The 21,284-nt window shown below is 47.9% G+C and carries 19 protein-coding genes; 6 read left to right on the forward strand and 13 right to left on the reverse strand.

Annotation, left to right across the window (positions count from 1 at the left end; translation table 11 throughout):
• Positions 1-43: 43 nt before the first annotated feature.
• Positions 44-775 carry an IS3 family transposase gene (locus Dia5BBH33_RS07065; RefSeq protein WP_157952102.1) on the forward strand — a complete coding sequence of 244 codons (732 nt, stop codon included), beginning with the start codon at positions 44-46 and terminating at the stop codon, positions 773-775.
• Positions 776-897: 122 nt separating this feature from the next.
• On the forward strand, positions 898-1,389 hold the full coding sequence (locus Dia5BBH33_RS07070; RefSeq protein ID WP_108850757.1) for a transposase: 492 nt from the start codon (positions 898-900) through the stop codon (positions 1,387-1,389).
• A 210-nt stretch (positions 1,390-1,599) separates the two neighbouring features.
• On the opposite strand, the gene Dia5BBH33_RS07075 is transcribed toward Dia5BBH33_RS07070, so the two are convergent.
• Together Dia5BBH33_RS07075 and Dia5BBH33_RS07080 are read right to left on the reverse strand one after the other, a co-directional pair.
• Positions 1,600-3,483, reverse strand: coding sequence for a hypothetical protein (locus Dia5BBH33_RS07075; protein ID WP_143332637.1), 1,884 nt, complete (start codon positions 3,481-3,483; stop codon positions 1,600-1,602).
• Positions 3,484-3,494: 11 nt separating this feature from the next.
• Positions 3,495-3,887, reverse strand: coding sequence for a DUF2185 domain-containing protein (locus Dia5BBH33_RS07080; RefSeq protein ID WP_022382891.1), 393 nt, complete (start codon positions 3,885-3,887; stop codon positions 3,495-3,497).
• A gap of 25 nt (positions 3,888-3,912) precedes the next feature.
• Here Dia5BBH33_RS07080 and Dia5BBH33_RS11040 point away from each other — a divergent pair, with 25 nt between their 5' ends.
• Positions 3,913-4,056, forward strand: coding sequence for a hypothetical protein (locus tag Dia5BBH33_RS11040; RefSeq protein WP_157952101.1), 144 nt, complete (start codon positions 3,913-3,915; stop codon positions 4,054-4,056).
• Positions 4,057-4,108: 52 nt separating this feature from the next.
• Here the strand turns inward: Dia5BBH33_RS11040 and Dia5BBH33_RS07085 are convergent, their stop codons facing one another.
• The 3 genes from Dia5BBH33_RS07085 to greA form a co-directional block, all read right to left on the reverse strand.
• Complete coding sequence (locus Dia5BBH33_RS07085; RefSeq protein WP_143332638.1) at positions 4,109-5,017, reverse strand: NADAR family protein; 909 nt, start codon at positions 5,015-5,017, stop codon at positions 4,109-4,111.
• Between the two features lie 631 nt (positions 5,018-5,648).
• Positions 5,649-7,616 (reverse strand): lysine--tRNA ligase, encoded by a 1,968-nt coding sequence (gene lysS, locus Dia5BBH33_RS07090; RefSeq protein ID WP_108850753.1) that lies wholly within the window; start codon positions 7,614-7,616, stop codon positions 5,649-5,651.
• 40 nt (positions 7,617-7,656) lie between these two features.
• Complete coding sequence (gene greA / locus Dia5BBH33_RS07095; protein ID WP_108850752.1) at positions 7,657-8,130, reverse strand: transcription elongation factor GreA; 474 nt, start codon at positions 8,128-8,130, stop codon at positions 7,657-7,659.
• A gap of 282 nt (positions 8,131-8,412) precedes the next feature.
• Here greA and Dia5BBH33_RS11045 point away from each other — a divergent pair, with 282 nt between their 5' ends.
• Together Dia5BBH33_RS11045 and potE are read left to right on the forward strand one after the other, a co-directional pair.
• Positions 8,413-8,565, forward strand: a complete 153-nt coding sequence (locus Dia5BBH33_RS11045) for a hypothetical protein (protein ID WP_162501774.1) — start codon at positions 8,413-8,415, stop codon at positions 8,563-8,565.
• Positions 8,566-9,691: 1,126 nt separating this feature from the next.
• Positions 9,692-11,029, forward strand: a complete 1,338-nt coding sequence (potE, locus tag Dia5BBH33_RS07100) for a putrescine-ornithine antiporter (RefSeq protein WP_022382897.1) — start codon at positions 9,692-9,694, stop codon at positions 11,027-11,029.
• A gap of 333 nt (positions 11,030-11,362) precedes the next feature.
• Here the strand turns inward: potE and Dia5BBH33_RS07105 are convergent, their stop codons facing one another.
• The 3 genes from Dia5BBH33_RS07105 to fsa all read right to left on the reverse strand — a co-directional run bounded on the left by Dia5BBH33_RS07105 (position 11,363) and on the right by fsa (position 14,820).
• Positions 11,363-12,397 carry a uroporphyrinogen decarboxylase family protein gene (locus Dia5BBH33_RS07105; RefSeq protein WP_197710322.1) on the reverse strand — a complete coding sequence of 345 codons (1,035 nt, stop codon included), beginning with the start codon at positions 12,395-12,397 and terminating at the stop codon, positions 11,363-11,365.
• A gap of 10 nt (positions 12,398-12,407) precedes the next feature.
• The gene (locus Dia5BBH33_RS07110) at positions 12,408-14,024 is read right to left on the reverse strand and encodes a gamma-glutamyltransferase family protein (protein ID WP_143332639.1); all 1,617 of its coding nucleotides are present in this window, start codon (positions 14,022-14,024) and stop codon (positions 12,408-12,410) included.
• 148 nt (positions 14,025-14,172) lie between these two features.
• Entirely contained in the window at positions 14,173-14,820 is a 648-nt protein-coding gene (gene fsa, locus Dia5BBH33_RS07115; protein ID WP_022382707.1) for a fructose-6-phosphate aldolase, read from the reverse strand.
• A 574-nt stretch (positions 14,821-15,394) separates the two neighbouring features.
• Here fsa and Dia5BBH33_RS07120 point away from each other — a divergent pair.
• Positions 15,395-16,309 carry a LysR family transcriptional regulator gene (locus tag Dia5BBH33_RS07120; RefSeq protein WP_022382706.1) on the forward strand — a complete coding sequence of 305 codons (915 nt, stop codon included), beginning with the start codon at positions 15,395-15,397 and terminating at the stop codon, positions 16,307-16,309.
• Between the two features lie 602 nt (positions 16,310-16,911).
• On the opposite strand, the gene Dia5BBH33_RS07125 is transcribed toward Dia5BBH33_RS07120, so the two are convergent.
• The 5 genes from Dia5BBH33_RS07125 to Dia5BBH33_RS07145 all read right to left on the reverse strand — a co-directional run bounded on the left by Dia5BBH33_RS07125 (position 16,912) and on the right by Dia5BBH33_RS07145 (position 21,171).
• A complete protein-coding gene (locus Dia5BBH33_RS07125) occupies positions 16,912-18,045 on the reverse strand; it encodes a sodium ion-translocating decarboxylase subunit beta (RefSeq protein WP_198419598.1) in 1,134 nt (377 codons plus the stop codon).
• Between the two features lie 4 nt (positions 18,046-18,049).
• Positions 18,050-18,202, reverse strand: a complete 153-nt coding sequence (locus Dia5BBH33_RS07130; protein ID WP_022382263.1) for a hypothetical protein — start codon at positions 18,200-18,202, stop codon at positions 18,050-18,052.
• A gap of 1 nt (position 18,203) precedes the next feature.
• Positions 18,204-18,653, reverse strand: coding sequence for a thioesterase family protein (locus Dia5BBH33_RS07135; protein WP_022382264.1), 450 nt, complete (start codon positions 18,651-18,653; stop codon positions 18,204-18,206).
• A gap of 422 nt (positions 18,654-19,075) precedes the next feature.
• Positions 19,076-19,909, reverse strand: a complete 834-nt coding sequence (locus Dia5BBH33_RS07140; RefSeq protein WP_108850749.1) for a formate/nitrite transporter family protein — start codon at positions 19,907-19,909, stop codon at positions 19,076-19,078.
• 137 nt (positions 19,910-20,046) lie between these two features.
• Positions 20,047-21,171: an IS1249 family transposase gene (locus Dia5BBH33_RS07145; protein ID WP_143332640.1), complete on the reverse strand. Its 1,125-nt coding sequence runs from the start codon at positions 21,169-21,171 to the stop codon at positions 20,047-20,049.
• Between the last annotated feature and the right edge of the window lie 113 nt (positions 21,172-21,284).

The following is a 21,284-nucleotide window of genomic DNA, read 5'->3' on the forward strand; positions in this document are numbered from 1 at the left end:
GAGCGGCTGTGAACTGCTGAGAGAAAAGGTCGCACAGGAGGTCGTGAAAATCCATCAGGAATATCCGGATATGGGATACCGCCGGATGAACGATTGGATCAAGAAGTATAGCGAGAGCCACCTTATGGTAAGTGACAGTCTGGTTCTTCGTGTCAGGCGGATACTTAATATTAAGTCCGTGATCAAATACAAGACCGATGGCTGCACTCGTAACGCAAAGGATCCAAAGTACATTTTTGAAAACCTGCTGAACCGTGATTTCGATGCAGGCGTATCCAATGCAAGATGGATGACGGATGTCACCGAATTCAAATACACAACGGCTGATGGAGTTTTGCATAAGTTATATTTAAGCGCCATTATTGATGGCCATGACCGTCGGATTGTCTCTTATGTCATCGGCGACAGAAACAATACTGCACTGGCTTTTGAGACAATGGAAAAGGCGCTTAAAGAGAATCCAGGAGCACATCCAATGATTCATACTGACCGCGGATTCCAGTATACAAGCAACGGATTCCATAAGATCGTTGAAAAAGCAGGACTGGTTCACAGCATGTCCCGCGTAGGCTGCTGTGCAGACAACGGTCTGATGGAAGGGTTCTGGGGAATGCTGAAGCGCGAACGTTACTACACACGTAAATTCACCAGCCGCAAAGCAGTGGTAAGCATGATCAACGGCTACATCTACTTCTACAACAACAAACGCATTCAGCGCAAATTACATCTTTTAGCCCCAATGGAAGTATTCAACGCAGCTCCAATGGCTGCATGATTAAGATTAAGGTACGATTAGATTTTTTATGATATTTATTTGTCTGTATTAACAAATCCGCACCAGAAGCAGAAGCATTAAAGGAATATACGAAAGAAACTAATAATCCAGAGCTCCAGAAGATGGCCAGGGAAAAGAGCCATGAAGAAAGGAAGCTTTATACCGAATTAAAGAAATCCCGATGGATACTGTTAAAGAAGGACGACCACCTGAATGAAAGGCAGAAAACTCATCTGTTGGATATCCTGAGCGAGCATAGGGATTTGGCGATTTGTTATGCCATGAAGCAGGAGATGACTCGTCTGTTCACATTGACTGACTATGAAGAAGCTCTCGCCGGATGGACAAAATGGATTCAGGCTGGACTGGAGAGCGGGATTCCTGCCCTGGTAAAGTTTGCCCGGCAAAAGCAGAAGCGAATCAAGGGACTGGCTGCTCATGCCCTGTATCCTATCAATACGGGGAAGCTTGAAGGATTCAATAATAAGATCAAGGTACTAAAAAGAATCGGATATGGGTACCGAAACATGGATTATTTCTTTACCCTTATCCGATTCCATTCTTTACCTAAAAATTATTCATCCCCCCAAATTTCCGTGAAGAGCCAAACCTAACGCTGCTCGACGGAAATGAATCATTAAGAACCGTATAACCGGACTTCGTCCGTCAGTAATCAACCCTATCCGCCCTTCGGGCACCTTCCCCGTCTGGGAAGGCGAGTTTGACTTCCGCTGGGACTTTTCCTGACTGGCGTTAATTTCCTGCAGCAAAAAAGCCGTGACAAAATGCAGGATCATTTCGTCACAGCTCTTTGTGATTCTTATTTATTTTTTGCCTTTTCTGAATGGAATGATTTTGGCTGGTTCAGCTTTTTTGGGTTCTTTGATATAGAATCCGTCCACGTTTTGAGAGAAGGGGTTCAGGATTACTTCCGGAAGGTCGCTGTTCTGAAGGGCGGGGATGATAGCCTCAAGTGCTTTTCTGATATCCCAGAGGATGAGGTCGATGTAGATGTGGTGAAGGCCTGTGGCCACGCCCATGACTGTGCCGTTCTTACCTATGAGGTCCTCAATGGTTTCTCTGACGTTGAAGAGTGTATCGGGTACGAGGTCTTCTTGTATGTCTTTTGTGGGTATGCAGAGGAAAACTGGTGCTACAGGGAGGTCCAACAAGTCGTCCAGGTTGCCGTCTTCACCAAATTCGTAGGATGTGACCAATTCTTTGCAGCGTGCTGTGCCTGCAAAGATGTCGCCTCTCCATCCGTCTTCATCATTGATGTCTGGTTCTCGTGTATAGGGGCGCTCTTCCCTCAGTTCCTCTTCCGGGTCGACATCAATTTCTTTTCCTTCTTTTCGGAGAAAGTCCGGAAGATCTGCCAGAGTCATGCGGATTCCTTTTTCGGGAAGTTTCTGAAATGAAAAGCTGTTGATATTTTCCTCAAAGGCATAATCTCCTATGGCTCTCATAAGGGCATCTACAGCCAGATCCGGTGCGTCATTTTTGACCACGTTTTCCAATTTATTATCAATTGTGATGTCGTAGTAGGTATTATTGTCAGGAAGCTGCATCTCTTCTACAGAAATATTGATTTCATTCCACGGTACATGAACTGTCCCGTCATCAATGGCTCCGTCTTTTTCTATTTTCCTGCCGACATGGATATTCCATTTCTTTGTGACCGATTTTGGTGCATGGTCTTTGATGCATTTCATTGCGTAGAGAATGTAAGGTCTGCCGAATAAGCGCAGGTAGAGATCATACTTCTTGCCCTTCCCATTTACGCTTTTACCGACGTTGATTCTGGGGAGGAAACCCAGTTCCCATGATGCATCCCTGACGTTTTCCATGGCTTTTAACCCCGGGAATTCACCGGTTCCGACCGGCCCTTTTTCTATTGCGTCAATAATTGCATTTTCATTTTTCTTGAATACTTTCCAGAAATCCTCTGCGCGCTTAACGAAGGAGTCATTGATATCAATTAAATCGTCATCATCATCGTAATCTTCGTCATCATCATCGAGACTGCCAGAGTCGTCAGAGCTATAGGGATCAGGCATCGCAGATAATCCTGCTGATATTCCTTCATATGTTTTCCGTATTTCTTCATATGTCAGACTGCCGAGGTCGGTGAATGGCTTTTCCTCAGGATCATCCTCGAAATCGTATTCGCCGATATCTCCGATGTCTTCTCCCATTTTGAGCAGCTTTATATTCAATTTCGAACCTTTGATCATTTCACGGATATCACTCTTAGATATAGTATCTCCGCCTTTCGGGTAAAGCTTCAGTGCCTGATTCAGATAGGGAAGTGCTTTCTCATCCTGGAAGGTAAGGGCGTAGAGGTGCCCCATGAAAAGATTCCAATCATAATCCTTTTTCATTTCATCCGCATGGCGCTGCATGATTGTGATGGCCCTTTTGCGGAATTTCGGATGATCGGGATTATCAAAGCTTCCAATTTGACTGTAAATTTTTGCCAAAAGCAGATCTATCTCTCCGGTATGAAGGCTTGGCGGAAGATATTCCAGTTCGGCCATGGCAGGTTTCAAATCTCCATTTTCCTGCATCTCGCCGGCAGCATCAAGAATTGCCTCCGTACACATCTGCTGCATCACTGGAGGAATCGCCTCATAGAAGTTCCTAATATGTTTGATAAGATTTACAGCGGCTTCCAGGTCCCTATCCTGTTCTTCATTATTTTTCTTCATGATCTTCCTCTTTATTCCAAATGCCAGTCGTCAACTTGATGAAATATGCCTTTTTCGTCACGCTCGAAGGCAGAGCCGCAGGGGGCTTTCAGGAGCGGGAGGACGTCGGGATCGATGGAAACGATGGTGATGAGTTTGTAGATGCCGGAGTTTTCCGGTTTGTCCATGTACTCATGGCTTTCATCGCCTGCCATGAAGCGCCAGCCGCTGTCCCATTCTCCGGCGGGTTTCGTGCGATAGCAGAAGCCTACCTGCATCTTTTCCACAGCGACACGCTTTGTGGAAATACAGCCGTCGGGCCCTTCCCATTCTGTAAGCTGGATTTTTCTGTCCTCCATGAAAACAGCCATTTTCATTCTGGATTCATTCAGGATCACGCCTTCTCTATATTTGCCACAGCGCATGACTGAGTCCTCCTTGTTCCCAGGATTGTTATCCTGTATATATTCATTCTATCAGATGAAAGCCCCCTCGTCATTGATTTCCATCGTTTTTGTTCATGATGATTCTATCGTTTTTGTTCATGATGATTCTATCGCTCTGGCAGCAGAGGCATTCTTTACCATTGGATAAGAAAAGCCGGGCAGCGTATTCAGTTTGCCCGGCTTTTAAAGTTCATATGAAATTAGCTGTTCTTTCCCGGGGATTTCTTTTTGGCATAGGTCCAGTCGCAGGAGCTTTCGCAGCGGTAGACTCGGCGGAGTTCATCCCTGACTTCCATCAGTGCAAAGCCGAGCATGTTCTCGCCTTTCCAGTCGCGCGGATCTCTTGCTTCTTCGTCGTAGGCGGATGCGCCGATGCCCCAGATGGTGTCATACGGGCTTGCTTCCACGATGATGTTCTCTCCTGTGGAAAGGAGAAAATCACGCAGTTTCTTGTTCTGTGTGAATTTGCGCCAGTTGCCGTTGACGACAATCGAGTGCTTGAATTCGTCCCAGACGTCCTGTTTCAGGTAAATGACAGTGCGGCCGAGGGCCTGAATGACAGCCGGGTCGTCGCTTTCAAATATCTTTTCCCTGACTTTTTCATCGCTGAAAAGGTCTGCTTTTTCGGCCATCATGTACTGCTCCATGCAGTTGTATTGATAGATGCCGACGGAAAATTTGGACGGATACCACTGGCTGAGGCAGGACTGCGTCAGCGTGCCGTCTTTTTCATCATGGTCCCAGAAGTAACAGAAAGGCCGCCTGTTTCCTTCTTCCCATTCTTTGATGAGCTGCGCCCTGGTGTACTTGGGCTTGCCGCCTTCGCGCCATGCGCAGGTCGAGTAATTCTTGTAACGCAGAAGTTCGGTTTTATCTTCTCCGTCCCACCAGCCTTTCCAGGTGATGCGTTCCGGGAACATTTCCCGATAGACTTTCTTTTCCTTTGGCGTCATCATTTTGAGCCATGTCTGGAACTTTTCTGCATAAGCTCCGCCGAAGCCTGTCCTCCAGCCGACGGATGAGCGTCGGATATATGGGCAGACCATCCAGGGCGGAGGCATGATCCTCCTGCCTTGGAATTCGTTATCCCCCGTAATATTCACTTTCATAGATCATTTCCTCCAGATTTAAAAATTCTCTTCCAAGATTTTCCCCCGAAAATCCGAAGAGGCATGACCTTATACGCTTATTTTATCAAAAATATACATGCACGTCATTATTATGACGATTTATTTAAATTTTTAAATAAATCTGCACAAAAAGCAGGTTCTTCCGTATAAGCATAGGAGCAAAAACGCACCGTATCTTGCAGTGTGTAGGTTTGTGGACGGAGGAATGAGGAAATAGAAAGTGGAGACTTTAAAAACTCACAAAAGAAGTATTGATGGATAAAACCGTACAACCAGCCTGCGGCTGATGGTAATTAACCCCTTTCTGCGTGAGAGGAATGGCTTTACTTAAAACTGCACCCCTTTCGGCCATTATGGAAATAACACAAACATTTCTGTGATTTCATATGTAATCATTGGTATAATGGCCACTTCCCCCGAAGGAGGCAGACTCGCAAGGAATAAAAGAAAGAATTCAACTCTTATTTGTTTGGAACCTTATGTAACCCCATCCCTACATACTCCTTCCCCTAACGGGGACAGCTAAATCTCGCCGCCCTCGCTTTTCCCCAATTTCCCAATGAAAAAAAGCGTCTTTCCATTTCTGGAAAGAACGCTTTTTCATTGTTGATTAGTAGAGTTTTGCGCCTGCCGGGATGTGGTTGTCGACCATGAGGAGGTGGAGTTTTTCTTCGCCTTCTTCTTCATGGATGGCAGAGAGGAGCATGCCGCAGGAGTCGATGCCCATCATAGCTCTCGGTGGCAGGTTGACAATCGCGATGAGGGTCTTGCCAACGAGTTCTTCCGGTTCATAGAATGCATGGATGCCGGAGAGGATGATGCGGTCGGTGCCTGTGCCGTCGTCGAGAACGAATTTCAGGAGTTTCTTGGATTTCTTGACGGCTTCGCAGCTCTTGACTTTGACTGCTCTGAAGTCAGATTTGCTGAATGTATCGAAGTCTACATAGTCTGTGAAGAGTGGTTCTACTTTGGCTTTGGAGAAGTCGATTTCGCTGTTCGGCTTGAAAAATCCATCGTTGCCTGTTTCTGCCATGGCAGCTTCTTCAGCAGCTTTCGCGTTTGCTTTTTCCTGTGCGGTTTCCGGTTTCATAGCCGGGAAGAGGATGATGTCGCGGATGCTGGAGGAGTCGGTCATGAGCATGAAGAGACGATCAAGGCCGATGCCGAGGCCGCCTGTAGGAGGCATGCCGTATTCGAGGGCGGTGAGGAAGTCTTCATCGATCGGATGAGCTTCGTCGTCGCCGTGTGCTCTTTCTTCTACCTGCATTTCGAAACGTTTTCTCTGATCGATCGGGTCGTTTAATTCGGAGAAGCCGTTTGCGAGTTCGCGGCCGTAGATATAGGATTCGAAGCGGATGGTGTATCTCGGGTCCTTCGGATCGAGTTTGGAAAGCGGGGATACTTCGATCGGGTGTTCAGTAATGTGAACTGGCTGGATCAGTTTTGCTTCTACGTATTCATCGAAGCAAGCGGAGAGGATCTTGCCGAATCCGTCGAATTCGCCGTATTCTACATGGAGTTTGTCAGCAATCTTGCGAGCGTCTTCGATGGTTTCGCATGCATCGAAGTCTTCACCTGTGTATTTCTTGACAGCGCCAGCCATGGTGAGTCTTGGCCACGGGCCTTTGACGTCGATTTCGGTGCCTTCATAGGTGACTTTGGTTGTGCCGTAGGATGCGAGTGCGCAGGCTTCGACGATTTCTTCTGTCTGTTTAATGACGTCTTCGATGTCGCCGTATGCCTGGTATGTTTCGATGGCTGTGAATTCCGGGTTGTGACGGGTATCCATGCCTTCGTTTCTGAAGTTTCTGGTGATTTCGAAAATTCTTTCATAGCCGCCCACGAGGAGTCTCTTCAGGTAGAGTTCCGGTGCAATGCGCAGGTACATGGTCATGTCGAGTGCATTGAAATGGGTGGTGAATGGCTTTGCGTTTGCGCCGCCATAGAGTGGCTGGAGAACCGGGGTTTCGACTTCGAGGAATCCGTGGTCGGTGTACCATTTGCGGATAGCTGCCATCATGGCTGCTCTCTTGACGAATGTGGTGCGGACTTCAGGATTGACCATGAGGTCGAGGTATCTCTGGCGATAACGCTGTTCCTTGTCAGTCAGGCCGTGCCATTTTTCCGGCAGCGGACGGAGGGATTTGGACAGCATGGTGAAGTGGTGTACGCGGACGGTGAGTTCACCGGTATGTGTGGTGAATACGACGCCTTCGATGCCAAGGATATCGCCCATGTCGACGAGCTTCCAGAGGTCCCATTCCTTTTCGGAGAGGACGTCTTTTCTGAAGTATAACTGGATGTCGCCTGTCTGGTCGCGGAGGACTGCAAATGCTGCCTTGCCTGCGCCGCGGCGGATCATGATGCGGCCGGCGATGCGGACCGTGGTTTCATTCTTTTCAAGTTCTTCTGCGTTTGCACGGATATCAGCTGCATGGTGGTCCCATTCAAACTTTTCACCGTATGGTTCAACGCCAAGAGCACGAATCTTGTCCAGCTTCTCACGGCGAACGATCATCTGGTCATTCAGCTTCGGGCCGCTGGTCTGTACGTTCTTGTTCTGATTATTCTCTGCCATTAGAAATTCCTTTCAACTAGTTTATTTCTTCATCAGGATCTTAGTCGTCGATGCTGATGACTTTGTACTTGATTACGCTGTTCGGAGCGTCTGCTTCAACGATGTCTCCAGCTTTAGCGCCTACGAGGGCACGGCCTACCGGGGATTCATTGGAGATGCGGCCTTCGAATGGGTTGGATTCAGCGCTGCCGACGATGGTAACGGTTTCTTTTACGTATTCTTCCATATCTTCGATGGTAACGGTAGAACCAACGTCAATGCGGTTCTTTTTGCCTTTGACGATGATCTGAGCGGTACGGATCTGCTGTTCCAACTGAACGATACGGCCTTCCAGGAATGCCTGGGCATTCTTTGCTTCATCATATTCGGAGTTTTCTGAAAGGTCGCCCATTGCAATGGCTTCCTTCAAACGCTGGGCTACTTCCGCACGTTTCGTGGTGCGAAGGTCTTCCAGCTCCTTCTGCATCTTTTCAAGGCCTTCTTTGGTAATCAGGGTCTTCTGCATTTCTGCCATGACAATTTGCCTCTTTTCTTAAGTATTTCTTAAACACAAACAAGACGCCCTGCGTAAGGGCATATTTCATAGTATATAGCAGAATAAAAAGTCATGTCAATGGAAATCGGGAAATATCGCGAGAAGGTTTCAAAAGTCTTTGAGATTCTTTATATATAAGGATATATATTATTAATATAATTAGTACATTATAGAGAAGGATGGAAATTTGGAAGGGACAGTGCTTGCTAAAAATGCTCTTTCAATTTTAAATGGTATCCTGATCGTTTGGAAATTTATGGGATGGAGAAAGAAAATAATACGACCGCGCTGCACCTTGAAAGAAATCAACCCGATCCAACTCTTTTAGAAAATGAACCCCTTTCGGCGCATGCGCGCCACTTTACCCTGACGGGGACAGCTTCACGCGGAATAAAAGAAAGAGCTCAGCTCTGATTTGTTTCGGACCTTTCGTACCCCATCCCATACTCCCTTCCCCGTCTGGGAAGGCAAGTTTAAACCAAACAACCGAGCTGCGCTCGTGGGAAATGAACTTCATCCGTCGCCTTCGGCGACACCTTCCTCTACGAGGCAAGGTCAAACACCCTTAACCCAAGGCTGCCTCTCTCCTCCCTTTTGCTTCTTTTTTGGCTGATTCTATGGGACTGGCGGGGATCTGGGGTGGGCTGCGGTCAATTTCGGGTCGGTGAGTACCCTTAAATTTCCTGAATTTCCTGTAAATTTCCGGGATAGATATGGATAGAGGATGATGGCGTGCGTTTTTCTTCGTTTTTCATTTTATTGATTTCCTGTTTTCTTTCGATTTTTCTCTCTGTAAAAAGTGGGGATTTCTTTGAGGCAGACTAGGAAATTTTTATATAAAATAATTCTTTACCTATGATAGCAAAAAAACTTTTATTCTCATTTTATCTTCTTTTTTCTCATTTAAAATTTGAAATTTTGCTCTGTGGGGTTATTTGGGGGCATTTTAGGCGTTTTCAGGCGCTGAGGGGCTAAATGGATTTTAGGCAGTATACAACATTGTGTATTTTTATTTTGTACATTGCATAATTATTTACATATAGATACTATGAAATTTGAGGTCAAAAGCTGAAATGCGCCATAAAATGGGCATTCTGAGATTTTCTGCATTTCTATGTCGCAAAAATGGATACATATTGATTTATAATGCCAATCCATGCCAATCCGTGATGGCTAGCGTTTTCTTCCGTTTTCCTCGTTTTTCCTTCAAAGTTCTCAAAAGTCCGTGGTACTTTGTGTTCAAAAACTTTACAAAAAAGTTTTAAAAAAGGTCTTGTCATACCCCTTCATCTGTGGTATATTTCAGTAAATAAAAATTCACCGCGCCCTGCAGAAGTGCAGTAGAGCAGCGCCTGGCGGTCTGCGTCAGATGGTTTTCTTTTTCACCCTGTTTCTTTCACCATAATGAAAGCAAATGGGGTTCATGCATGCCTTGATGATTTCACGACAGCATCATCCGGTTCATTCCGGGACAACTTTTTCCCCCTGTCAGAGGATTCCCTCTGATTATGGAAGCAACAAAAGAAAGAAGGGAACAACCTTGTCTAAGAGCAAAAAAATGGGAGTCGTCCAGTTAACGACAGTCACTGCCATCAACATGATGGGTTCCGGTATTATTCTTCTTCCAGCTACGCTGGCTGAAATCGGGACGGTCTCTATTTTCGCATGGATTCTTGCCTCCATCGGTGCAACTTTTCTCGCTTACGCTTTCTCTAAGTGCGGGATGTACACGAAAAAGGTAGGAGGCATGGGCGGTTACGCAGAATACCGCTTCGGGAGAGCCGGCAATTTCCTCTCCAACTTCTGCTACACGATTTCTCTGATCATCGCCAACGTTGCTATTGCAAGCGGCGTTGTCAGCTACGGTTCTTATGTTTTCGGTTTCAACCTTGATCCGGTTGAAGTCTGCCTGGCTACAATCGGCGTCCTTCTGGCCGCTGCTACGATCAGCCTCGTAGGACCTAAGAATTTCGGCAAGTTCTCCACCCTGGGCGTTATGTGCGTCGTAACCCCGGTCATCGGCCTGCTTTTCGCAGGTGCATTCTTCTTCAGCCCTGACGTCTATGTACAGGCTTGGAACCCGGGAGATCTTCCTTTCTACGAAACAATGAAGCAATCCATCGCAGTCATCCTCTGGGCTTTCCTTGGTCTTGAAACTGCATGCGCTAACTCCGACACTGTTGAAAATCCGGAAAAGAATGTTCCGATCGCTGTTCTTGCAGGCACACTGCTCGCAGGCGCTTGCTACACCACTTCCACCGCTATCATCGGCGGCCTCGTTCCTTACACTGAACTGATGAATGCCAATGCTCCTTTCGGCCTTGCATACGCTACCATGTTCGGACCAACCGCAGGCTACATCGTTTCCTGCATGCTCGTCTGCTCCTGCTTCGTATCCCTGACCGCTTGGCAGTTCACCGTTTCTGAAGTAGCTAGAGAAGCTTCCTCCATCGGACTCTTCCCGAAGTTCTTTTCCACTGTAAACCGTTTCCGTTCTCCATATGCAGCTATCGGTACTCTGGTAGCTATCCAGATCGTCATGACTCTCTCCACCATGAGCCCGACCCTGCTTAAGCAGTTCAACGTACTCATCAACTTGGCTGTCATGATCAACCTGATTCCTTACCTCCTGGCTATGGCAGCTGTCGCTGATCTCCAGAAGGTAGAAATGATTCCGCATGACAAAGCAAAACTTGCCAACATGGCAGCTATCGTCGGCGGCATCTACAGCGTATACGCAGTATACGGCTGCGGCTGGTCTGTCATTCTGGAAGGCGCCTTCGTAACAGCTATGGGTCTCCTGATTTACTTCATCGTTTCTCCAAAGCTCCGCTACAGCGCTCCGCGTATGGAAACCTATCCGCCAATCAAGAAATAATTGAACGTGAAAATCTCCGCAGAAATGCGGAGATTTTTTGTGGGCGGATTAAGGAATGATATCTGGGCTTGAGCCGGAGGGAAAACTGTAAACAGATACAGCATGTCCCCAGCCGCAGGCTGGTTGTGATGTTTAGCAATCATCCAGTCAGAAGTCATGAAAAACCGTACAACCGCGATAAGATCGCGCAGAACTGCACCCCTTTCTGCCGCATCCGCGCCATTCTTCCCCGTTGGGGCAGGTCAAAACCTTCCTGTACAGCTTCTTCCGCTATTATCAAATTCTTCATTGAAAAAGGCAGCCGTCGGCTGCCTTTTCATTTCCTTTCCCCTCTTATTTCATCTTGGGTTTCGGGAACATTTTCTCTTCTATTTCTTCTTTTGCTTTTCTGACGAAGGAGAGCATTTCACGGTCCAGGGGGTAGCGGATGACGCAGCCCGGGGAGACGATGATTCTTCTTCCTCCTGTCTGGCGAAGGGTTTCGTAGATTTGTCTTTCTATTTCGTTCTTATGGCCTTCTGTGATGTCCATGCGTTCGAGGCCTGCCATGAGGCATTTGCCTGTCAGGAGGGCCGCTTCGCCGATTTCCGGAAGGGATTCCCATGCGTGCCAGTTGAAAATCTGGACAGGGTATTTCCTTAAAAGCGGGAACATGATGTCCGGGCCGTGGGCGTGGAGGACGTTGCACCAGCCGGAGGAGGCGGAGAGGACGGCGAGGTCATAGGGCATGCCGTATTCTTTGTAGAAGGACTCTTCTGTCTTGGCATAGGAAGAGAGCTGTGTGGCGAAAAAGATGCCGTCAGCGCCCATTTCGATGACGCGTTGAACAAGTGCGCATGTCGTCTCGGTAATGGCTGTAAGGGCCTTTTTTACGCGTTCTCCGTGGCCTTCCTGGATGTGCTTCATCATGTCAGGGCAAAGCTTGGATGCTGTGGTGAGCGGGCTGAAGATGGTGAATACGACGGGGACTTCTCCCTGTGTCTTATCAAGGAGGAGACGCAGGTATTTCTGCTCGCGGGCCAGGGCGCCTTCATTGACGGAGACAGATGTGACTTTTTCCCAGTCTTCAGGAGTCTTGACGGGTGTGTCGACGCTCTTGGCTACGCCGCCTTTTTCTATTTCGGAGTAGTCGACTTTGACGCCGTAGTCCTCGACGCTGTACATGCCATTGTTCATGGTTTTCAGGATGTCCACGTCGTAAGTCTTGTAGAAATCATAGGTATGTTCTGCATTGGCTACAGGATCGAGATCGATGCCGGGCAGGTGCGACCAGAGGGAATAGGGAATGCGGTCGACGTGTTCACCAAGGATAACAGCTTCGATGCGTTCTTTCTTGGTCATGGGTTTCAGGATTTTCTTCTTTTTCATAATTCCTCCTTTACCAGGCAGCGACGGTGCCGTCGGCTCTTGGTTCTGTAGCGCCCATGAGGACGCCTTCTTCATTTCTCCAGATCATTTCTCCGCGTCCGAAGCCCTGCAGGTCATCTTTGATGATGATGTCATGGCCGCGTTTCCGGAGCTGTTCTACCAGGTATGGATCAAAGCCTCTTTCGACCTGGAATGATTTCCCGCCGACCCACTGCCAGCGCGGACAGTCGAGGGCCTCCTGCGGGTTCATGCCGAAGTCGAGTGTATTTGTGATGACTTGCAGATGGCCCTGCGGCTGCATGAAGCCTCCCATGACGCCAAAGGGTCCAACGGCTCTTCCCTCTTTTGTAAGGAAGCCGGGGATGATTGTATGGTAGGTGCGTTTCCTCGGTGCCAGGCAGTTGTCATGGTTTTCGTCCAGGCTGAAGTTGGCGCCTCTATCCTGAAGAGCAATGCCGGTCCCAGGGATGACGATGCCGCTTCCAAAGTAGTTGTAGTTGCTCTGGATAAAGGAAACCATGTTTCCTTCGCCGTCTGCCGTGGAAAGGTAAACGGTGCCGCCGCATCTGGGATCGCCGGCTTCAGGTTCCCTTGCCGTTTCTCCGATGAGGGATCTTCTTTCTTCGGCATAGCGGTCAGAGAGGAGTTCTTCTACGGTCCTTGTCATGCAGGATGGCTCGGTGATGTATTTCTTGCCGTCCGCATAGGCAAGCTTCATGGCTTCGAACTGGCGGTGCAGTGTCTCTACGGTGTCTCTTTCCGTGAAATCGTATCCTTTGAGGATGTTGAGCGCCATGAGAGGCACGATGCCATGGCCGTTCGGAGGAAGTTCCCATACGTCATAGCCTCTGTAATTGATGCTGACGGGATCGACCCATTCCGGATTCCATGCGGAGAGGTCTTCTTTCCGAAGGTACCCGCCGGTCTCTCTGGCAAAGGCATCGATGATGTCTGCAATGCATCCTGCATAGAGAGCAGCCGTCTCGGATTCTGCGATTTCTTCCAGCGTATCGGCATGGTCCTTCAGGCGGACGATTTCGCCCGGACGCGGCGCTCTTCCTGCATTAAGGAAGGTATCGAACCAGCCGGAAAAGGCAGGATCTTCTGCATAGACGGAAAGGGCTTTCCTCTCCTGCTCCCACTCGTGAGCAACGAAGGGCGAAATGGCATAGCCGTACCTGGCGTATCCGATGGCCGGTTCGAAGAGTTTCCTGAAGGGAAGGCGCCCGAAGCGGCGGGAGAGTTCTCTCCATGCGGCAGGCGCGCCCGGCACGGTGACGGGAAGCCAGCCGCGGATCGGCATTTCCGTGTGCCCCATGCCTCTTACGATGTCTGCACTGATAGCACCTGGGGCAAAGCCGCTGCTGTTTAATCCATAGAGATGATCCTTCATCCAGATGATGGCAAAAGCATCGCTTCCGATGCCATTGGACACCGGTTCTACAACGGTCAGGCAGATGGCTGTCGCAATCGCTGCGTCGACGGCGTTGCCGCCTGCTTTCAGCATGTCCATGCCTGCGCCGGCTGCGAGCTGGGATGCCGTAGCAACCATGCCGCAGTTTCCGAAGACGACGCTTCTTCTGGACGGATAGCGGTAGCGCTGCCCTAGATTAAAGTTTATATTCATGATTCCTCCCCTGATTTGCGGACTGGCCGCGTATTTCCCTCGAAAATACTGGGATTCTTCTTCTATTATACTTCATCGATGCACCCTTCCCCAACCCGTTTCGGGCAATAAAAAAAGACCCCGGTTGAGGAGCCTTTTTCTATCATTCTTATTTCATATTGGCAGCAGCCCAGTCAGCTTTGAAGCGTGCAATGCCGTTGTCTGTCAGCGGGTGTTTCATGGCATCCATGAGTACCTGGAACGGAACGGTAGCAATGTCAGCGCCTGCGAGTGCGCACTGGGAGATGTGCTGCGGCTTTCTGATGGAAGCAGCAATGATCTTTGTATCGATGTCGTGGATTTCAAAGATTTCAGAGATGGTCTGAATGAGTTCCACGCCGTCCCAGCCGATGTCATCGATGCGGCCAACGAACGGGCTGACGAAGGATGCGCCTGCGCGTGCTGCAAGCAGTGCCTGGTTAGCAGAGAAGACGAGGGTAACGTTTGTGCGGATGCCAAGTTTCTTCAGACCTTTGACGGCTTTCATGCCTTCCGGGGTCATCGGTACTTTGACAACTACATGCGGATCAAGGCCTGCGAGGACCTGTCCTTCTGCAATCATTCCTTCTGCGTCATCAGCGAGCACTTCAGCGGAAATAGGGCCGTCCACGATGGAGGCGATTTCCTTAATGACTGCATGGAAGTCCTTTCCTTCCTTGGCGATCAGGGACGGGTTCGTCGTTACGCCGGAAATGAATCCCATGTCATTGGCTTTGCGAATGGCTTCGACATCAGCGGTATCAATAAAAAATTCCATTTCTTTCTCCTTTTATCTTTATAATATATTCAGCATGTATTCCATTTTTGCACTGATTCGGCGGAATGTCAATAATAAAAGGAATGCATGTAAAAATAGCATACTAGAAACAGGATTTCATCCAGGACGATATAGGAGGAAATGCCGCAAAATACAGTGTTTTCCGGCATTTTTCACGATGAGGGAGCAAGACCTCCATTTCCCTTCCATGATGAAAAGACAAGCGTATACATTATGAGGCGCAGGGAAAATCCCCTCATGGGCATTCTCAGCCCTTTTCTATCTATAAAACGCGATGGGACGCCGTGAGAAGCGAATTTCTCGCTTATCTTCCCTTATTCACCCATATGTGGCGGAATTCATAGTCAAATGAATGATTTTATTGATGGATATCGTTTCGAATCGAGAAAATTTCATCAACTTGACGTGCAAGTAATAAATCTGCATGATAGTTGACTTATAATGCATATAATACCTTATTCATTGATTATTGATAGATAAACAGGTATAATTAGGGACAAAGTAATCAGATGCTTTTTTTATTCATTTCCATACCTGAACCTAGGAGGGTCCCATGAAATTAACACTCCTCGCTCTGAGCTATTTCCAGAAAACCGCCGAGCTGCAGCACCTGACGAAAGCTGCAGAGGCACTTCATATTTCACAGCCGTCCCTCTCCCACACGATCAAAGTGCTCGAGACCGAGCTGGGCGTGCCGCTTTTCTCCAGAAGCGGGCGCAATATCGTCCTCACGCGTTATGGTGAAATCCTTCTCCGCCACACGAACCGCATCATGCAGGAACTGAACGGCGCACAGAAGGAACTGGCCGACACGAAGGAAGCACAGAAGCTGACCGTCACGATCTCGCTTTTTGCTGCTTCCATGATCATCCCGGCTTTCCTCACCCGTTTCCGTCAGGAACATCCGGATATCCGCTTCGAAATCCTGCAGCAGCATAACAAGCCGGGCCAGACGAATCAGACGCACGTCGACCTCTCTCTTTCTTCTTCGATCAATCCGATCGAGAATGACCATTCTGTCACTCTCCTGAAGGAAGATATCATGCTGGCTATGCCTGATACCGATCCGCATGCCAAGAGACCATCTGTCAATCTGGACGAATTCGAAAAGGCAGGCTTCATCTCTTTGGAAGCAGGCGCAAGCCTTCGTACGATCACAGACTTCTACTGCCGCATGGCAGGCTTCGTCCCCCATGTCGTCCTTGAAAGCGACAGCCCGACGACAGTCCGTGAATTCATCCGCGCAGGCCTCGGCGTTTCCTTCGCTCCGAGAATCACCTGGCACGGCGTAGGCGGCGACCATGTAGCACTTGTCCCGATTGCTTCCCCGAACTGCCAGAGATACATTTCCCTTTCCTGGAAGAAGGGTGAAAAACTCTCTCCGCCAGCTGAACTGCTGAAGAATTATATCAAGGAAAACTTTGCTGACTTTGCCAGAGAATACGCGGGCCTTCCGCCGAAAAGATAATTAACTATAAAAAGATGTGAATGATCAGTTGTCATTCACATCCTTTTTTTGTGCGTTTTTGTGCAGTTATATTCGGCTGGAGGATATATTTGTGGTATCGGGAAGGATTAAAGGATGCTTCGCGTTGCTGGAAATGAACCCCTTTCGGCCCGTGCAAAACAATTGAGCCAGCACTGATATTAATATAGTGTCAATCGGTATACGATCCACTTTTTCCTGACGGGGACAGCCTCACAAAGAATAAAAGAAAGAGCTCAGCTCTTATTTGTTTGAAACCTTATATAACCCCATCCCTACCATACTCCTTCCCCTAACGGGGACAGCTTCGCATGGAATAAAAGAAAAAGCTCCGCTTTTATTTGTTTGAAACCTTATGTAATCCCATCCCTGCCATACTCCTTCCTCTAACGGGACAGCTATAACTGAAGTGCTCTGCTAAAGCTGGGCATAGGAGGGGTTAGAAAAAAGCTGTTTTATGCGCCTCCATATCGCCCCATCACTATTTCCTTCGGGCATAAAAAAAAGATGTGAAATCTGGTATCGGGATTTCACATCTTTTTTATGCCAAGCTGGTGGGAAGACCAGCATTTACAGCCTTAGACTCAGCCTCCGAGGAGTGCGAGCATGATACCGCCGGAAATAGCTGTACCAAATACGCCTGCCAGGTTCGGGCCCATAGCGTGCATCAGAAGGAATACGCTTCTGGATTCTCTCTGGCCAACGAGGTGGGATACACGAGCTGCGATCGGAACGGAAGCGATGCCTGCGGAACCGATGAGCGGGTTGATCTTGCCGTGGGAGAGTTTGCACATGATCTTAGCGCATACAACGCCGGATGCTGTGCCGAATGCAAATGCAACGAGACCGAGGAAAATGATGAGGACTGTCTTGTAGGTCAGGAAGGTTCCTGCTGCCATCGTGGAGCCGATTGCAACGGTCAGAACCATAGTTACGATGTTGAGAAGTGTGTTGGATGCTGTTTCAGCCAGTTTTGTAACAACGAGGCATTCACGAAGCAGGTTGCCGAGCATGAGCATGGTGATCAGCGGAGCAACTGGCGGCAGGAAAATGTTAACGATGACGCCGATAACGATCGGGAATGCAATCTTTTCAAGACGGGATACATAACGCGGCTGTTTCATCATGATCTTTCTTTCGTCAGAGTTGGTGAGCATCTTCATGATTGGCGGCTGGATGAGAGGCATCAGTGCCATGTAGGAGTATGCTGCAACGGAAATCTGAGGAAGAAGATGTGGAGCCAGTTTCATGGTGGTGTAGATAGCCATCGGGCCGTCTGCGCCGCCGATGATGCCGATGGAAGCAGCTTCGCCAAGGTTGAAGCCGAGGCAGTTAGCGCCGATCAGGGCAACGAAGATGCCGAGGTGGGCAGCTGCGCCAAGGATAACAAGGCTCGGGTTTGCGATCATAGGACCAAAGTCAGTCATTGCGCCTACGCCCAGGAAAATGAGCGGAGGAAGAATCAGCTGTTCTACGCCCTGATACGCAAAATAGAAGAGGCCACCAGGATTAGTCAGGGAAGAACCGCCAGCGTTGACGACGATACAAGAGAAGCCGATGCCGACCAGAAGGAATGGTTCGTACTTCTTTACAATACCAAGGTAAAGCAGGATGCATCCCGCGGTGATCATAATGAGATTTCCAAGAGTCAGGCCCAGGAGGTCTGTCTGATGAAGAAGTTCTGTGAGGAGAGCTGCTAAAAGCTGACCCATATCCATGTTATTAGTCTCTCCTTTCTTTTACTTCGCCGAGCTTGTTCAGAAGCGGGAAGAAGTGGAGGATTACTCCGATAAATGAGATGAATACGAATGAAAGAACGAAGTCGATAGCGGAGAGAAGGAGTGCACCTTCCAGCGTATCTGGAATCATTGTCATATTAGTTCATCTCCTTTATCTGTTCATTTGCCTGACGGATCATGAGGAGACGTGCTCTTTCTTCAACTTTCTTCAGTACGTCTTCTTTCAGGACAATGGCACGTCTGTGTGTGCCGTGAGCGATTTCGCCCTGTTCATCCCATGCTTTGACGTCGAGTGTTACGTCGTGATCAGTGATGGCAATGATAGCAGCATGTACGGTAACGGTCATGCCGATGCTTGTCGGAGCGGTATGAACGAAGCTGACGCCCAAGCTGATGGATGCATAGTCATCTGGGAGGTACGGATCGATAGCTTCGATGGAAGCATCGAGTGCCCAGTGAATCAGACGAGGGGTAGAAAGAAGTCCCTTGAAATCGTTTTCGTAGTTATCAGCGCAGTCGGACTGCTGAACAACTCTGCGGGCAATAGCATTCTGGCCAACGGCTAAGAAATCTTCCAAATTAATCATAGTAATTCCCTTTCCACATTTTCTGTGTAACAACCTTGAGGAGATTCACTCCCCGGCTTTGTAAAAGAAACGTTTCTCTTGAATTCGCCCTGAGTATACCCCATAAATCATATCGTGAATAATACATGTTTGAGGCCTAATTCATGCATTGTAGTCTATAACATAGACTACAATGCATGAATTAAATTGCATGTTTTTTACAATTTTGACCTTGCCAATACCCGATTTTATCGTATTTTTGCAAAAATTCATTTATAACATGTATGTTTGCAAATTAAATTCCTCGATAAGTCTTATACAAAATAATTTGTTCTGTAACTTTTTAAAATTCGTCTTTTATCTAATGGACGCATAAAAGGAACACGTTCGTATTCACTGAACGCATCCCTTTTTATGTTTTCTTTTATGTTTATTTTTATCTTTTATTCATGGCCGAATTTGACCTGTGCAGAGACAAGGAGTGTAAATATGCCTGTACCGCCTATGATATTTCCAAGTCCTGTCGGAATGAGGAAGCGGAAGAAGTAGTCTGAAACGGTAGAAGCGCCTGTCAGGACGGCATAGGCCGCCTCCCCTGACCCGACGACGACATGCGCAAATCCCCCGATGGCGATGAAGTAGGTAAAGGTTAGTATGGTGAAGAAGGAAAATCCGCGGGACATCGGCAGCATCCAGACGATTGCCGCGATGAGCATGCCGGCCGGAATGCCGCGGAAGATATTCTCCCCTGCCGAGAAGTGCATGACGTGGCCGGCGACGATGCCAAGCGACGTGGATATTTCATTTCCTGCAAAGTACGGCGAGGTCATGAAGAGCGCGGCAATGAAGGTGCCGACCATGTTCGAACCGAGGACGATCGCCCAGAGACGAAGGATCCGCATGAGCCTGTACCAGGACGGATGCTCCCAGAGCGGGATGACGGCCGTGATCGTGTGCTCGGTGAAGAGCTGCAGGCGGCCCAGGATCACGATGAGGAAGCCTGTCGTGTAGCCGATGCCGCTGATGGCATCCGCATAAGGCGCAGTGCCTGCGTACATGGCAAGGACGGCGCGGAAGTAAAAGGAGAAGGAGACCATGATGCCGGCTGCCAGCGCAGAGAAGAAGAGCGGCCCGGAATGGCGCTCGAGTTCCTTCTCCCCATCGTGGCGGATGATCTCGAAAAGCAGCTTGGACGACAGCTTTTCGTATTCTTCGACGGTGACTTTGGTCTTCGATTTCTCGTATTCTTTATCAAAATCTTCTTTGAGTATCGTCATACATTTCCCCCGATCTGGTTCTTTCTTTATTTAATATACATATATTATACCAAGTATTATACCAAGAAGAGGGATTTCATAACAACTTTTTTCGATATGATTTCAGTATGGGGTCATAGGACAAAACGTGTTGGTAATTAATCCCAGCCATGACTGGGATTAAATCCAGAATTATGTAATTCGTCCCACATTATGGCATCACCCCAAGCTGGGATTGAATCTGCCAGTCTTTGTTGTGAGCTTATGCTATTATAGATAATAGAAATGCTTTTATCGGTCGGCATAACCTTGAGTATTTCTGAGAGTGAAAGCGGTTTCGGTGAGTGCATGTAACACCACCAGAAAACCGCTTTTATTCGTCTTTCAACGAATAATCCACGATGGTTTCTGAGCATCGCTCGAAGCTGTGCATTTACACCGCCCTCTATGAGATTATTTGTCGCCGGATAAGGACTTGGGAATTCATCAGCCTCTTTCAGATAGGTGAAAAGATTCCCGGATTTTATCAGACTAATGAGCGATGTTTTTGCCTTTATGAGGCGTTCGTGGGTGTGTCGCATTACGCCTCTATCGTCCATTGTCATTTCTTTTAGAAATTCCTTATGCTTCATTGTCCAAGATTCAAATCGGCTTACCCATTTTTCTGCTTTTTTAAGAGTTTTTATCTCCAACAAATCCCTGGCAAGCATATACAGCTGGGCACCGGCAAGGGTTCTTGGACGAGTCGTTGTGTAACGTCGTACCTGGCAAAATACATGAAATATGCAGCGCTGCAGTCTGGCATTTGGCCAGACTTTTTTTAATGCCTTTTGGAAACCCGGACCACCGTCAGAAACGACTATACGTGGTTCAGCAATACGACTCATCAGGGCTTCCCAGGCAAAAGCACGTTCATATCTACATAAATACCATCCTAATACATGATGCTCATCACAACGGATCAGAATGCAGGCTTTTCTGGCAAGATAAATGCCATCAACATATACAGTTTCCCTCGGCTCTTCAATCTTCGGCGGCATGGCCCAGATATCCCAAAATTTCGCTGTTTTTCTTCGGAAATTACGCCCTTCACCTGTCATATCCTTCTGTGTATCCTTGCTGAATAACCAATCAAGAAACATACTGAAATCCTTCGCATCACGATTAATAGGAAAAGTAAATACATTCCCACATTCTCGGCACTTCCAGCGTTGTGTTCCTGCCCGTGTTTTTCCATATTTGTAGCAGGTAAAACCACAATAACGACATCTAACTTCTTTCATAAAATAACCTCCTAGAAAATAATTCATTTCCCAGGAAAGATAAAATACCATTTTAGCCCGTATTTACAAGGTGTCTGAGACTTTTTACCAACACGTTTTGTCCACCCTTTAAG

The sequence above is a fragment of the Dialister hominis genome, from assembly GCF_007164725.1.
Taxonomy (GTDB): domain Bacteria; phylum Bacillota; class Negativicutes; order Veillonellales; family Dialisteraceae; genus Dialister; species Dialister hominis.